The sequence below is a fragment of the Sphingomonas sp. NCPPB 2930 genome, from assembly GCF_042867205.1.
Lineage (GTDB): Bacteria > Pseudomonadota > Alphaproteobacteria > Sphingomonadales > Sphingomonadaceae > Sphingomonas.
The window spans coordinates 49,734-64,233 of record NZ_JBHZQU010000012.1 but is presented as its reverse complement, the minus strand read 5'-3'; the positions used below and the strand labels follow the sequence as shown (position 1 = coordinate 64,233).

General features: G+C 69.1%; 13 protein-coding genes and 1 riboswitch. Of the genes, 3 read left to right on the top strand and 10 right to left on the bottom strand.

What is annotated here, in order from left to right; genetic code table 11:
- Positions 1 to 3: 3 nt before the first annotated feature.
- From rbfA to rimP, 6 genes are all read right to left on the bottom strand, one after another.
- Positions 4 to 405 carry a 30S ribosome-binding factor RbfA gene (rbfA, locus tag ACFX59_RS13805; protein ID WP_307102046.1) on the bottom strand — a complete coding sequence of 134 codons (402 nt, stop codon included), beginning with the start codon at positions 403 to 405 and terminating at the stop codon, positions 4 to 6.
- 101 nt (positions 406 to 506) lie between these two features.
- Entirely contained in the window at positions 507 to 3,383 is a 2,877-nt protein-coding gene (infB, locus tag ACFX59_RS13800) for a translation initiation factor IF-2 (RefSeq protein ID WP_387432850.1), read from the bottom strand.
- Entirely contained in the window at positions 3,380 to 4,183 is an 804-nt protein-coding gene (locus ACFX59_RS13795) for a DUF448 domain-containing protein (RefSeq protein ID WP_387432848.1), read from the bottom strand. The genes infB and ACFX59_RS13795 overlap by 4 nt, the downstream gene beginning before the upstream one ends.
- On the bottom strand, positions 4,164 to 4,400 hold the full coding sequence (locus ACFX59_RS13790) for a 4-oxalocrotonate tautomerase family protein (RefSeq protein WP_307102042.1): 237 nt from the start codon (positions 4,398 to 4,400) through the stop codon (positions 4,164 to 4,166). The genes ACFX59_RS13795 and ACFX59_RS13790 overlap by 20 nt, the downstream gene beginning before the upstream one ends.
- Entirely contained in the window at positions 4,400 to 6,016 is a 1,617-nt protein-coding gene (gene nusA, locus ACFX59_RS13785) for a transcription termination factor NusA (protein ID WP_307102040.1), read from the bottom strand. The genes ACFX59_RS13790 and nusA overlap by 1 nt, the downstream gene beginning before the upstream one ends.
- Positions 6,016 to 6,594: a ribosome maturation protein RimP gene (gene rimP, locus ACFX59_RS13780; RefSeq protein ID WP_387432846.1), complete on the bottom strand. Its 579-nt coding sequence runs from the start codon at positions 6,592 to 6,594 to the stop codon at positions 6,016 to 6,018. The genes nusA and rimP overlap by 1 nt, the downstream gene beginning before the upstream one ends.
- 172 nt (positions 6,595 to 6,766) lie before the next feature.
- Between rimP and ACFX59_RS13775 the strand changes: the two genes are divergently transcribed.
- A complete protein-coding gene (locus tag ACFX59_RS13775) occupies positions 6,767 to 7,972 on the top strand; it encodes a PQQ-dependent sugar dehydrogenase (RefSeq protein WP_387432845.1) in 1,206 nt (401 codons plus the stop codon).
- 157 nt (positions 7,973 to 8,129) lie between these two features.
- The gene (locus ACFX59_RS13770; protein WP_309691497.1) at positions 8,130 to 9,383 is read left to right on the top strand and encodes an ROK family transcriptional regulator; all 1,254 of its coding nucleotides are present in this window, start codon (positions 8,130 to 8,132) and stop codon (positions 9,381 to 9,383) included.
- A gap of 101 nt (positions 9,384 to 9,484) precedes the next feature.
- Here the strand turns inward: ACFX59_RS13770 and ACFX59_RS13765 are convergent, their stop codons facing one another.
- Together ACFX59_RS13765 and ACFX59_RS13760 are read right to left on the bottom strand one after the other, a co-directional pair.
- Complete coding sequence (locus ACFX59_RS13765; protein ID WP_387432938.1) at positions 9,485 to 10,888, bottom strand: sugar porter family MFS transporter; 1,404 nt, start codon at positions 10,886 to 10,888, stop codon at positions 9,485 to 9,487.
- Positions 10,889 to 11,091: 203 nt separating this feature from the next.
- Positions 11,092 to 12,159 (bottom strand): LacI family DNA-binding transcriptional regulator, encoded by a 1,068-nt coding sequence (locus ACFX59_RS13760; RefSeq protein WP_307102032.1) that lies wholly within the window; start codon positions 12,157 to 12,159, stop codon positions 11,092 to 11,094.
- A gap of 114 nt (positions 12,160 to 12,273) precedes the next feature.
- Positions 12,274 to 12,384, top strand: a riboswitch (SAM-I-IV-variant riboswitch).
- 46 nt (positions 12,385 to 12,430) lie between these two features.
- Here ACFX59_RS13760 and ACFX59_RS13755 point away from each other — a divergent pair.
- Positions 12,431 to 13,501 (top strand): threonine aldolase family protein, encoded by a 1,071-nt coding sequence (locus tag ACFX59_RS13755; RefSeq protein ID WP_387432843.1) that lies wholly within the window; start codon positions 12,431 to 12,433, stop codon positions 13,499 to 13,501.
- Positions 13,502 to 13,513: 12 nt separating this feature from the next.
- On the opposite strand, the gene ACFX59_RS13750 is transcribed toward ACFX59_RS13755, so the two are convergent.
- Both ACFX59_RS13750 and ACFX59_RS13745 read right to left on the bottom strand, forming a co-directional pair.
- Positions 13,514 to 13,870 carry a hypothetical protein gene (locus ACFX59_RS13750; protein WP_309691492.1) on the bottom strand — a complete coding sequence of 119 codons (357 nt, stop codon included), beginning with the start codon at positions 13,868 to 13,870 and terminating at the stop codon, positions 13,514 to 13,516.
- Between the two features lie 67 nt (positions 13,871 to 13,937).
- Positions 13,938 to 14,465, bottom strand: coding sequence for an OmpA family protein (locus ACFX59_RS13745; RefSeq protein WP_387432842.1), 528 nt, complete (start codon positions 14,463 to 14,465; stop codon positions 13,938 to 13,940).
- Positions 14,466 to 14,500 lie beyond the last annotated feature (35 nt).

Sequence of the window (14,500 nt, the reverse complement as noted above, 5' to 3'; positions counted from 1 at the left end):
CCTTTAGCCCTCGTCCCCCTCCTCCAGATCGCGCGCGACCTTCGGCGAGCGCAGGAGCGAGTCGATATGGCTTCCCTCGTCGAAGCTCTCGTCCGCCAGGAACTTCAGCTTGGCGGCATATTTCATCTTCACCCGGTGCGCGACCTCGCGCTGGAGATAGGCGGTGTTCGTGCGCAGCGCCTTGATCACCACCTCCTCGTCCTTGCCGAGCAGCGGCTTCACGAAGACGGTCGCGTGGCGCAGGTCGGGGGACATGCGCACCTCGGTCACGCTGACCATATGCTTGGCGAGCGTCTCGTCATGCACGTCGCCGCGCGCCAGGATTTCGGAGAGGATGTGGCGCACCTGCTCGCCGACGCGGAGCAGGCGGACCGAGGGTTCGGCGGGGTTCTTGGCTTGGACCATGATAGTTCTTCTTCAAACGGAAATCGCGGCCGCCGGGCAGGCGACCGCGATCATGTCCGGCAAAGGCGGGCGGCAGGAGCGATCCCACCACCCCGCCCGCATCAGAGCGAACGCTCGCGCAGTTCGACCTCGAAGGTTTCGAGATAGTCGCCCGCCTTGATGTCGGTGAAGTTCTGCGTGAACGTCACACCACATTCCAGGCCAGCGCGAACCTCGGCGACATCGTCCTTGAACCGGCGGAGCGAGTTGATCTCGCCCTGGTAGATGATGACGTCGTTGCGCGTGATGCGCGCCTTGAGCGCCTTGCGGATGACACCCTCGGTGACCAGCAGACCGGCAGCCTTGCCGATCTTGCCCGCCGAGAAGACCTCGCGGATTTCGGCGCGGCCGACGACCGTTTCGAACGCCTCGGGGCCCAGCTCACCCGCCATGCCCGCGCGGATTTCGTCGATCAGGTCATAGATGACGTCATAGTACTTAAGCGCCACCTTGTTCCGCTCGGCGATCTCGCGCGCCTTGGCGTTCGCACGGACGTTGAAGCCGATGATCGGCGCACCGCTGGCGGCGGCGAGCGTCACGTCCGACTCGGTGATGCCACCGACGCCCGAGTGCAGGATGCGCGCCTTGATGAGGTCGGACGCGATCTTGTTGATCGACGCCACGATCGCCTCGACGGTGCCCTGCGTATCCGCCTTGACGACCAGCGGATATTCCTTGGCCTGGTTCGCCTTCAGCGCCGAGAACATCGACTCCAGGCTGGCCGGGGCCGAGGTGGTGCGCTTCTGGAGCAGCACGCTCTGGCGATATTCGGCGACCTCGCGGGCGCGGGCCTCGTTCTCGACGACCTGGAGGAGATCGCCCGCCTGCGGCACGCCCGACAGGCCGAGCACCTCGACCGGCATCGCCGGACCCGCTTCCTTCACCTGACGGCCCTTGTCGTCGACCAGCGCACGGACCTTGCCGCTTTCGGCGCCGACGACGAACACGTCGCCGACCTTCAGCGTGCCGCGCGTGACCAGCACGGTCGCGACCGGACCACGCCCCTTGTCGAGCTTGGCCTCGACCACGCTGCCCTCGGCGGCGCGGTCCGGGTTGGCGGCCAGTTCGAGCAGTTCGGCCTGAAGCTGGATCTTCTCGATCAGCGTATCCAGACCGATCTTCTTGAGCGCCGACACCTCGACGTCCTGGGTCTCGCCGCCCATGTCCTCGACCTGCACGTCATGTTCGAGCAGGCGTTCGCGGACGCGCTGGGCATTGGCGTCGTGCTTGTCGATCTTGTTGATCGCCACGATCATCGGCTTGCCCGCCGCCTTGGTGTGGTTGATCGCCTCGATCGTCTGCGGCATCAGCCCGTCATCGGCCGCGACCACCAGCACCACGATATCCGTGACGTCGGCACCGCGCGCGCGCATCTGGGTGAAGGCCTCGTGGCCCGGCGTGTCGAGGAAGGTGATCTTCGACTTGTCCTTCAGCGTGACCTGATAGGCGCCGATATGCTGGGTGATGCCACCGGCCTCACCGCGCACCACGTCGGTGCCGCGAAGCGCGTCGAGCAGCGAGGTCTTGCCATGGTCGACATGGCCCATGATCGTCACGACCGGCGGGCGCGGCTGCAGGCTTTCGGCCGCATCCTCGCTGGTGTCGAGCGCCAGATCGATGTCGCTGTCGGAGACGCGGACGATGTTGTGGCCGAATTCGGTCACCAGCAGCTCGGCCGTATCCTGGTCGATGGTCTGCGTCATCGTGACGGGCATGCCCATCTTGAACAGCGCCTTGACCAGATCCGCGCCCTTTTCGGCCATACGATTGGCCAGTTCCTGGACAGTGATCGCCTCGGGCACCTGCACGTCGCGGACCTGCTTGACCTGCGGCTCGCGCGGGCCGCCAAAGCCACGCTTTTCCTTCTCGCGGGCACGCTTCAGCGCGGCGAGCGAGCGGGCGCGGGCGCCGTCCTCGTTCAGCGCGCGGTTGACGGTCAGCTTGCCGCCGCGACGCTCATCGCCCTTGCGGTCGCGCTGCTGCGGACGGCCCGGAGGCGCGTTGCGCGGCGTCGGCTGGCCCGAGGGCATCGAACGCGGTGCGCCACCCGACGGAGCGGAGGCGGTGGTGTTGGTCGGCGCGCTGGCGGCCGGAGTCGCGGCTGCGGCGGGCGCAGGCGCGGGCTTGGGCGCGGGCTTCGGAATCTCGGGGCGCTGCACCGGCGAGAAGCGGCGCGGCGCAGGCATCGAGGGATCGCGACCCAGGATCGGCGGCGTCGGCACCACCGGGGCGGGCGCAGGCGCAGGCTTCGCCGCCACCGGAGCGGGGGCGGGCGTCGGGGCCGGAGCCGGTGCCGGGGCGGGTGCCTCGACCTTGGGCTCTTCCGCCTTGGGCTGCGGCGCCGGGATCACCGGACGTTCGACCGGGCGGAAGGGACGCGGCTGGACCGAGATGGTCGGCGCGGCCGGAGCCGGGGCGGGTTCCGCCGCAGCGACAGGCGCGGGCGCCGGAGTCGGCTCGGGCGCTGGCGCAGGCTCGGGTGCCGGTTCCGGCGCGGGCGGCGGGGCGGCGGCAGCCTCGGCGGCGGCACGCGCGCGCTCTTCGGCCCGCGCACGCTCGTCCTCGGCGCGCTGCTGACGCTCGGCGTCCTCGCGACGACGAATCTCTTCCTGCATGGCGAGGCGCTGTTCCTCGGCTTCACGCAGCAGGCGCGCCTGGCGCTCCTGTGCCGTCTCGTTCGACGGCACCGGGCGACGCGGTGCGACCGGCGCCGCGGCGACGGGCGCTGCGGGCACGGGTTCGGGGGCCTGCGCGGGGGCGGCCGTTTCCGGCGCTCCCCCCTGCGGGCCCAGGACGCGACGGCGCTTCGTCTCGACGATCACGGTGTTCGAGCGGCCGTGGCTGAAGCTCTGCTTCACCTTGCCGGTCTCGACCGTGCGCTTCAGCCCCAGGGGCTGGCGCATTCCGAGTTTCGGCTTGTCGTTGTCGGTCTCGCTCACTCAAAATCCTCGTGTACGGTCACGGCCGGTCGGTCACCAGTAAGGTCGGACGCCGATGCGCCTTGCGAGGCCGTTTCGCAAGGCGTTGCCACAGGGTCGGGTCCGATAAAATGCAGCCAGCGGTCGAGCGCTTCGCTCACCCGCTTTGCCGCGTTACGATCTGTCAGGCCGATGTGTACCACATTTTCGCGGCCCAACGCCAATGACAATATGGGGCGTGTGGCGGGCAACGCCAACCCCTTCAGATCGGAACCTTCACGGTCCGATCCGACGCGCCACGCCTGCGCCAGCTTGCGACAGCCATCCTCGCCCGCATCCGCGGCGTGATAGAGCGCGTGCAGCTGTCCCGAGCGCGCCGCCGTCGCGATCTTGTCCGATCCGGTCAGCAGCATCCCCGAGCGCGACTCGAGTCCCAGCCGGTCGAGCGCATTGCGCTCCAGCGCGGCGGTGATCAGCGCGGGCAGGTCGTCGGGGATCGCAAACTCGCCCGTCTTGAACGCGCGCGCCAGTGCCCCCTTCAACCGCCCCTTCGCCATCGCGGCTTCCAGCTCGCTACGGGTCACGCCGATCCAGCCGCCCCGCCCCGGCGCTTTCGCACGGACATCGGGCAGCACCCGCCCGTCGGGCGCCAGCGCCAGACGGATCAGGTGCGGGCGCGCATCATGCTCGCCCGACAGGATGCAGCGGCGGACCGGCCCGTCGATCGACTCGCGGGCCGCCTTCGCGGCGTCTCTGGGGCTCCGGCCCTTCTTGGCCGGAGTGTCGTTTACGCCACCGCGCTCATTGTCCCGGTTCCGCATGCGCGTCTCCCGGGGGTTTGGTGGTGGGCGCATCACGGTCGGCGATCAGCTGACCGCCCGCGCCGTAATTTTCGGTGGAGACCTCCTCGATCACGATCTGGACGGCGGCCGGGTTCTTGCCCAGCCGCTCCACCAGCGAACGAGTCACGTCGGCGACGATCTCGGCCTTTTGCTGCTTGGAGGCGGTGCCCGCCAGACGGATCGAGACGAACGGCATCAGGCTTCGTCGCCCTCCGCCTGCGCCGCCTCGACGGCGGGCTCGTCCTCGTCGCCGAACCAGTGCGCGCGCGCGGCCATGATGATCTCATTGCCCTGCTCGTCGCTCAGGCCGTACTCGGCCAGAATGCCGCCCTTGGGCGCGGCACGCGGGGTATCGTCGCCGCGACGACGCGGCTCGGCGCGCTTCTTCTCGACCAGCTCGTCGGTCGCCAGGTCGGCGAGATCGTCGAGCGTCTTGATGCCCGCCTTGCCCAGCGTGACCAGCATCGCCTCGGTCAGATAGGGCATTTCGGCCAGCGCGTCCTCGACGCCCAGGCCACGACGCTCGTCGCGGGCGGCCTGTTCGCGGCGGTCCAGCGCTTCCTGCGCACGGCTTTGCAGCTCCTGCGCGAGATCCTCGTCAAAGCCCTCGATCGCGGCCAGCTCGTCCAGCTCGACATAGGCGACCTCTTCCAGCGCGCCGAAGCCTTCGGCGACCAGCAGCTGGGCCAGCGTCTCGTCCACGTCCAGTTCGTTCTGGAACATCTCGGAGTTGGCCACGAATTCCTTCTGGCGCTTCTCGGACGCGTCGGCCTCGGTCAGGATGTCGATCGCCTTGGCGGTCAGCTGGCTGGCGAGGCGGACATTCTGGCCGCGACGGCCGATGGCGAGGCTGAGCTGATCGTCGGGGACGACGACCTCGATCCGGTCCTCTTCCTCGTCGATCACGACGCGGCTGACATTCGCGGGCTGAAGCGCGTTGACCACGAAGGTCGCGGTGTCGGGCGACCAGGGGATGATGTCGATCTTCTCGCCCTGCATTTCCTGCACGACGGCCTGGACGCGGCTGCCCTTCATGCCGACGCAGGCGCCGACCGGGTCGATGCTCGAGTCGTGCGAAATCACGCCGATCTTGGCGCGGCTGCCCGGATCGCGCGCGGCGGCCTTGATCTCGATGATGCCGTCATAGATTTCGGGCACTTCCTGCGCGAACAGCTTCTTCATGAAGTCGGGGTGTGCGCGGGACAGGAAGATCTGCGGCCCGCGATTCTCGCGGCGCACGTTCAGGATCAGCGAGCGGATGCGGTCGTTCACGCGGACGACTTCGCGCGGGATCTGCTGGTCGCGACGGATCACGCCCTCGGCGCGGCCCAGGTCGACGACGATGTGACCGAACTCGACGCGCTTGACGACGCCGGTGATGATCTCGCCCTGGCGATCCTTGAACTCGTCATACTGACGGTCGCGCTCGGCGTCGCGGACTTTCTGGAAGATGACCTGCTTGGCCGCCTGCGCCGCGATGCGGCCGAATTCGATCGGAGGCAGCGGATCGACGATGAAGTCGCCGACGCTCGCGCCCTTTTGCAGCTTCTCGGCCCCCTTCAGGTCGATCTGCTTGTAATAATCGTCGACCTGCTCGACCACCTCGACGACGCGCCACAGGCGCAGGTCGCCCGAATTCGGGTCGAGCTTGGCGCGGATGTCGTTCTCGGCACCGTAACGGGCGCGGGCGGCGCGCTGGATCGCGTCCTCCATCGCCTCGATGACGATGCCCTTGTCGATCATCTTTTCCGAGGCGACCGCATTCGCGATCGCGATCAGTTCCGCCTTGTTGGCGGAAATGGCGGTAGCCATCAGTGCCGTCCTTCCGTGGTGGCGCCGTCCTGTTCGGGCGCGTCCTGATAATAAACCTCTTCCGCGCCATCCAGGGACAGCGGCACCGTCGCGGCGATCAGCCGGTCGGTCATGACGAGCTTGGCGTCCTCGATCGCGGCGAAGGGCAGTTCGTGGCGAACCCCCTCGGCATCGGTGATCGCCACCGTCTCGCCCTCGACCCCGTTCAGGTCGCCCTTGAACTGTTTGCGGCCGTTCAGCTTCTCGGCGAGCGTGATCCGCGCCTCATGCCCCGCCCAGTCGGCGAAGTCCTTCAGCCGGGTCAGCGGGCGGTCGATACCGGGCGAGGACACCTCCAGCCGGTACGCATGGTCGATCGGGTCGCGGCCCTCGGCCTCCAGCGCGTCCATCACGTCCGAGATGCGGCGCGACAGGTCGGCGCAGTCGTCGATGTTCAGCTGGCGCGTGTCGGGACGCTCGGCCATCACCTGCAGCGTGGGGTCCGACGTGCCGCCATACATCTTCACGCGCACGAGCTCGAAGCCGAGCGCTTTCGCCTCGGGTTCGATGAGTTGCGTCAGAAGGGCGATTTCCGCCATGAAAGCTCCAGATGTGCCGGTGCGCTGCCGCGGAACCCGTCCCGCAGCCTCTTTCACCCGACGATGTAAGAGAATGCCGCATTCTATACACATATCCCCCTGACGAAACAAGCATCCATGCCGAAGCGTTGGCGGCCCATCGGGCCGACAGGGCCAACCGGGAGAGTAGATCATGAAACTGCCGTTGCTCGCCGCCTTGCCGGTGGCGCTTCTCGCCTGTTCGGGCAACGGGCCGGGGCCCGACGAGAGCGGAAACGCCCCGCCGGTCGCGGTGACGCCGGGCGGTACGCCGACCCCGACGCCCTCCCCCTCGGCCACCCCGCCCGCCACCGTGGTCGACGGCCAGCCCTTTGGCCGCACGGTCGTCGCCGATTTCGACGCGCCCTGGGCGATGACCTTCCTGCCCGACCGGCGGATGCTCGTCACCGAGAAGGACGGCCGGATGCTGCTGGTCGCCGCGGACGGGCAGCAGCGCCAGACGATCGCGCGGATCGGCGTCGATTCGGCGGGCCAGGGCGGGTTGATGGACGTGGTCCTCGCCCCTGATTTCGCACAGAGCGGCCGCGTCTATTTCAGCTATTCGGCCGCGACCGAGGGCGGCAAGCATGTGGTACTGGCGCGCGGCACGCTGCGCGAAACGAACGGCACCGCGCAGCTGGCGGGCATCGAGACCCTGTGGAGCGCCAGCCCCGCCGTCACCGGCGACGGCCATTATTCGGGCCGCATCGCCTTTTCGCCCGACGGCCAGTATCTGTTCTACACTGCGGGCGACCGGCAGAAATTCACCCCCGCGCAGGATCCCAAGGCGACGCTGGGCAAGGTCCTGCGCCTGACCCCGGACGGCAAGCCCGCGCCGGGCAATCCGCTGGCCGCCCAGGGCTTCGATCCGGCCGTCTGGTCCTATGGGCATCGCAACCTGCTCGGCCTCGCCTTCGACGCCTCGGGCAACCTTTGGGAGCAGGAAATGGGGCCCAAGGGCGGCGACGAGGTCAATCTGATCCTGCCGGGCCGCAATTACGGCTGGCCCAATGCCTCCAACGGATCGCATTATGACGGGCGCGACATTCCCGACCACCGCGCGGGCGATGGCTATGAGGCGCCCAAGGTCTCGTGGAACCCGGTGATCTCGCCGGGCGGGCTGATGATCTATTCGGGGTCGCTCTTCCCGCAGTGGCGCGGCGACGCGTTCATCGGCGGCCTGTCGAGCAAGGCGCTGGTCCGCGTCGACCTGAACGGCACCAGCGCGGCCAAGGGCGACCAATGGAACATGGGCGCGCGCATCCGCGAGGTCGAGCAGGGCCCCGACGGCGCCATCTATGTGCTGGAGGATGGCGGCGAATCGCAGGGGCGGCTGATCCGCCTGACACCCGCCGCCTGATCGCATGGCCCGCAAGGCGGGGTCGCCCGGACGCTGGCCGGGCGGCCCTGCGGCAATACCATTTGCGATATTCTACGATACCACTTGACCTCGACGGTCCATCCCGCCGATCCAAGCGTATAACAGGGAGCGGATGGGGGTCCGCTTCACAAGGGAGATGGATCATATGCGAGCGGTGCCGCTCCTGTCGCCAGAGCGCGGGCGACCTGCCGATGGGCATGCCCGCGACGCCCGCCTGTCGCGCGGCCTGTCGGGCACCAATCTGGAGCGGGCGGGCGACTATAATCTGCGCACCGTCCTGCAAGTCATCCGCTTCCACCGCGAAACCACGCGAGTCGCGATCGCCAACGAAACCGGGCTGACGCCGCCGACCATCGCCAACATCACCGGCCGCCTGACCGATATGGGGCTGGTCCGCACCGCCGGGCGGCTGCATGGCGGGCGCGGCCAGCCGGCGCTCAAGATCGAGCTGTGCCCCGAGGGCGCGTTCGGGATCGGGCTGACCATCGACCGGGACCATCTGTCGCTCGCGATCCTCGACCTGAGCGGCACGGTGCGCGCCCGCGCCACCCGCGAGATCGCCTTTGCCGGGCCGGACGAGGTGGTCGCCTTCCTGCGGGAGACGCTGGACGCGGCGCTGGCCGAGGGGGCGGTCGACCGGGCGCGCATCCTGGGCGTCGGCGTCGCCATGCCCGACGGGCTCGGCCGCTCGCTGCCCGACCAGCCCGAGGATTATGCCCAGTGGGACGCGGTCGACCTCGACGCGCTGCTGGCTCCGGTGCTGCCCTGGCCGGTGCTGCGCGACAATGACGCCGCCACCGCCGCGCTGGGCGAGGCGCAATATGACGAGACTTTCTCCTGTCCCAGCTTCTTCTATTTGCTGATCACCGCGGGGCTGGGCGGCGGGCTGATCATCGACCGCTCCTATCATCGCGGCGCGCATCGCCGGTCGGGCGAGATCGGGCTGATCCCCGATCCCAGCGCCGGGCGCGCCGGGGCGATCGTGCAGGATACCGTGTCGCTGGCGGGCTTGCGCGTCCGGCTGGCGGCGGCGGGCCGCGCCTTCGGGTCGCCCGAGACGCTGGGCGAGCATGACGATCCGGTCGTCTGCGCGGTGATCGACCAGTGGGTCCACGACTCGGTCGCGGCGCTGACTCAGCCCTTCGTCGCGGTCACCACCCTGTTCGACCCCGACGCCATCCTGATCGGCGGACGCCTGCCCGGCTGGCTGATCGTCCGGCTGGCCGACGGGCTGAAACAGGCGCTGGCCGCGATCGAGCTGCCCGCCCGCCCCGAAATCCGCCCCGCCCGCATGGCGCAGGACGCCCCCGCCATCGGCGCGGCGATGCTGCCCTTCATGGACCGGCTGCTGCCCTCCGATTCGATCCTGATCCAGGCCGGGCGGGGCTGAGGGACACCCCCCCGTCCGTTCAGGCCGAACCGACGGGGGGCGCATAGAAAAAGGCCCGCCCCCCGGAGGGAGCGGGCCTCGCCAAGTCTGGGACCTGCGGATCAGCCCGCCATGTCTTCCAATTCGCGACCCCGGGTTTCGTTCACCATCGCCTTGACGAAGAAGAACGACGCCGCCGCGAAGAAGGCATAGCCGAAATAGGTGATGCTGAGCCCCGGCGACACCGCCAGCGCGGGGAAGCTGACCGAGATCGCGGCATTGGCGATCCACTGGGCAAAGCCCGACACCGCCAGACCCGATCCGCGAATCTGGTTGGGGAACATCTCGCCCAGCATGACCCACATGACCGGGCCCCAGCTGGCGTTGAAGAAGATGACGTACAGGTTCGCCGCGACCAACGCGATCACGCCATTGTTGCCGGGCAGGGTCACGCCGCCGTTCGCGCCGGTGACGGCGGTCGAAAAGGCATAGGCGACGATCGCCAGCGTCACCGCCATGCCCGCCGAGCCGATCAGCAGCAGCGGCTTGCGCCCGATTTTGTCGACGGTCGCGATGGTGAACAGGCAGGCGCCGATCGACAGCACGCCCGACAGGATGTTGGTCTGGAGCGCGTAATCCTCCGAGAAGCCGACCGCTTCCCACAGGGTCGCGCCGTAATAGAAGACGACGTTGATGCCGACGAGCTGCTGGAACACCGCCAGGCCGATGCCCGCCCACAGGATCGGGCGGATCCGGCCGGTCGCCTTGTCGACCAGGTCGGACAGCTTGGGCTTGTGCTGGTCGGCGGCCAGGCTGCCACGAATATCGGCGACCTTGCGGGTCGCCTCGGCCTCGCCGAACAGCTTGGTCAGCACGGCATGCGCCTCGGCATCGCGGCCCTTGGCGACCAGGAAGCGCGGGCTTTCCGGGATGATCGACAGCGCCGCGAAATAGATCGCCGCCGGGATCGCCTGGAGCCAGAACATCCAGCGCCAGGCGGGGAAGCCCAGCCAGAATTCGGCGGTCGAGCCACCGGCATAGCGGGCCAGCGCGAAATTGGCGACAAAGGCGCCGGTCAGGCCGGTGATGATCATCACCTGCTGCACGCTCGACAGGCGGCCGCGAATCGAGGCCGGGGTCACTTCGGAGATATAGACCGGCGAGATCACGCTGGCCGCGCCGACACCCAGGCCGCCGATGATGCGCGCGAGGATGAAGATCGCCGAGCTGCCCGCCGCACCGGCCAGCAGCGCGCTGACCAGGAAGAGCCCCGCGGCCAGCATCATGACGTTGCGGCGGCCGATCGCGTCGGCCAGCCGCCCCGCGCCGAACGCGCCGATCGCCGAGCCGACCAGGATCGCGCCGACATTGACGCCGACGCCCAGACGGCCGAGGTCGAACGCGGCCTCCAGCCCCTTCTGGGTGCCGTTGATGACGCCCGAGTCGTATCCGAACATGAAACCGCCAATCGTCGCGACGACGACGATGGCGGCGATGAATCCATGGTTGACGCTGCCTGCGGTCAACCCTCTCGCATTATCGGTCACTCGGGCCCTCTCCTCGTCGCTGCGTGGCGTCTTCGCCTATCCGCACGAACTCGTCCTGTCACCGGTCCAAGATGCGACCGGCCTTCCGTGGTAACGCTATCTTAAATCATCGCTTCGTCAAGCGGGCGCGCGCGCATCCTGTCCCATGCCGGACGGATTCGCGGCCACCGCCCGCGCCGTCGTCAGATTTCGCGCGGGCGGCGGCGCGGCGCGGCATCCGACTGGCGGCGAATCAGGCTGTAATCCAGCAGGCGATGGTCGACCGCCTCGGCGCTTTTCTGGCGGATCACGGTCGCGATCATCTCCACCGCCGCGCGGGCCATGTCGGCGATCGGCTGGTGGATGGTGGTCAGCTCGGGCCAGATGGTGGTCGACAGCGTGGTGTCGTCGAACCCGCAGACCGTCAGGTCGCTGGGCACGTCCAGCCCACGCCGATGCGCCACCGCGACCGTCGCCGCCGCCATGTCGTCGTTCGACGCGATGATCGCGGTCGGCGGTTCGGCCAGGTCGAGCAGCCGCTCGGCGGCGTCGAGTCCCGAGCGATAGGTATAGAGGCCCGGCGCCACCAGCGCCTCGTCAAAGGGCACGCCCGCCGCCTCCAGCGCGGCGCGGAACCCCTCATACCGGCGCGCGCTGGCCGACAGATTGGGATTGCCGCAGATGAAGCCGATCCGGCGATGGCCCAGCGTCATGACGTGGCGCGTCATCTCCTCGGCGGCGGCACGGTCGTCGATCTGGACCGCCATGGTCGTGCCGGGCATCTCCTCGGCGGGCACGCCGGTCGCGACGACGATGGCGGGCACTCCCGCCTCGCCCAGCAGCGACAGGACCGCATCCGCCTCGCACAGGGGCGGCGGCAGGATCACGCCGTCGATCCCGCCCGCGATCAAATGCCGGGCGACCTCCACCTCATGCTCGCCGATCTCGCATTTCTCGACCACCATCTGGATGTCGAGGCGCGAGGCCTGGTCCAGCGTGCCGAGCAGGAATTCGCTGAGAAAGCCCTGGCTGGGGTTGCTGTACAGCATCCCCACCCGGATCTGCGCCGCGCCCGCCAGGCTGCGCGCGGCGGGGTTGGGCGCATAGTTCAGCTGGGCGATCGCCGCCTCGACCTTTTCGCGGGTGGCGGGGCGGACATTGGCCTCGTTGTTGATGACGCGCGAGACGGTCATCAGCGATACGCCCGCCGCGCGCGCGACATCGCTGATCGTGGGAGCGCTGCTGCCGCGGCGCGAGGTCCTGATGCTCATAACGTTTACGCTTCCACCTTTCGGCGACGATACGCAATGCTTTGCGCTATTTTGGTCGGCTTGGTCCGATCCGGCCGCGCGGCTTGATTTCCCCCCGCCGCGCGGCTAGGGGCGACGCAGCATCAAGAGTCGGGCCGTCGCCCGGCACCAACCTGCCTCCCGGCAAGGTGGTGCCTCTCCCCTTCGGAGAGGGATGTGGCCAGACCGGCAACAACGGGACGATCAGCCACTTTCCTCATCCCGACTCGCCCACAGGCACGAAGGATTTGTGATGGACGCGGCCATTCCCCAGCACCCTGCCCCCCAGCAATTCGCCAGCGACAATTATGCGGGCATCTGTCCCGAGGCCTGGGCGGCGATGGCCGAGGCGAACCAGGGCTATGTCCCCGCTTATGGCGAGGACCCGTTCACCGACCGCGCCGCCGACGCGTTCCGCACGCTGTTCCAGACCAAGTGCGAGGTGTTCTTCGCCTTCAACGGCACGGCGGCCAACTCGCTGGCGCTCGCCGCGCTGTGCCAGAGCTATCACAGCGTCATCTGTTCTGCCTCCGCGCATGTCGAAACCGACGAATGCGGCGCGCCGGAATTCTTCTCGAACGGCTCCAAGCTGCTGGTCGCTCAGACCGAGGACGGCAAGCTGACCCCCGACGCGGTGCGCGCGCTGGCCACCGGCCGGTCGGACATCCATTTCCCCAAGCCGCGCGCGGTGACGATCACCCAGCCGACCGAGACGGGGCAGGTCTATACGCTGGCGGAAATCCATGCGCTGTCGGCAACCTGTCGCGAACTGGGGCTGCGGCTGCACATGGACGGCGCCCGCTTCGCCAATGCCTGCGCCGCGCTCGGCTGTTCGCCCGCCGACATGACGTGGCGCGCCGGGGTCGACGTGCTGTGCTTCGGCGGCACCAAGAACGGCATGGCGGTGGGCGAGGCGATCCTGTTCTTCAACCCCGTGCTGGCCGAGGATTTCGACTATCGCTGCAAACAGGCGGGGCAGCTGGCGTCCAAGATGCGCTACCTCGCCGCGCCGTGGATCGGGATGCTCGACACCGGCGCGTGGCTGTCCAACGCGACCCATGCCAATGGCTGTGCCCGGCGGCTGGCCGACCGGGTGGCGGGCCTGCCCGGTATCGCGCCGATGTTCCCGGTCGAGGCCAATGCGGTGTTCCTGAGCGCACCGCCCGCCGTCCTCGAAGGTTTGCGCGCGCGCGGCTGGCGCTTCTACACCTTCATCGGCGGCGGGGCGCGATTCATGTTCGCCTGGGACGCCGATCCGGCGCGGGTCGACCAGCTGGGCGACGATATCGCGGCGGTCGCGATGGAGGGGCTGGAGGCGGCGTAAGCCGCCCGCCGGTCATCCGTCGGTAAGAGGCGGGGCCGCCAGCAGGCGGTCGAGCCATGCCTGCGCCTGCCGGGGCTCGCCGACCGCCTCGGGCCCGACCGGCCCGCGCGCGGCCAGGAATTCCGCATGAAGGTCGAACGGCGGCAGCCCCAGCTGCTCGCGCGCGTCGTCGATGCTCTCGCCGATCTCGGTCAGTTGCGCGACGACCGGTGCCGCCGCCGCCCGCGCCGCGCGGTCCTTGCGATGATCGAACAACCCCCATTTGCCCGCCGCCGTGGTGCGCAGCGCGGCGATCAGCGCCTCGCGATATTCGCCTTCCATATCCACGCGGTGCGCGTCGAGGCGAGCAAGTCGATCAGCCTTGGCCATGCCGATCCCCCTAAAGGGCGGCGCCCCGGTCCGCAATCCGGGGTGACCGGCGCGGTTCCGTCGACGGTCAGGCGGCGGGGTCCAGCGCGATCTCGACCCGGCGGTTGCGCGCGCGGCCCGCGCTGTCGTCGCTGCCATCGGGCTTGGCATTGGGGGCGATGGGCCGGGTCTCGCCGAGCGCGATCACCTCGATCCGCGTGGCGGCGATGCCCCGCGCCGCCAGATAGTCGCGCACCGCCTCCGCGCGCTTGCGCGACATGCGGCGATTGGAGTCGTCATCGCCCTCGCTGTCCGAATGGCCCCGCAGGACGATCCGCCCCTGCCCCGCCGCCCGGTCGCCGGCCAGCCGGTCGAGCGCGGCGCGGGCCTCGGCGTTCAGCGCCGCGCCGCCCTGGGGAAAGCCGATGGTCGGGCCGACCCGGCCCGCAACGGCGTCCGATCGCGGCTCCGCCGGACGGGCGGGTGAAGCAGGCTCGGGCACGGGCATTTCGATCACCGTCCCCCGGCTGGCCGTTGCGGACGTGCGCTCGCGGCATCCGCCCAGCACCACCGCGAGCCCGATGATCGCCATCCACCCGCCCGATCGCACCCTCATTACCGTCCCTTTGCCCCAGGCGCACCCCTGCCCCC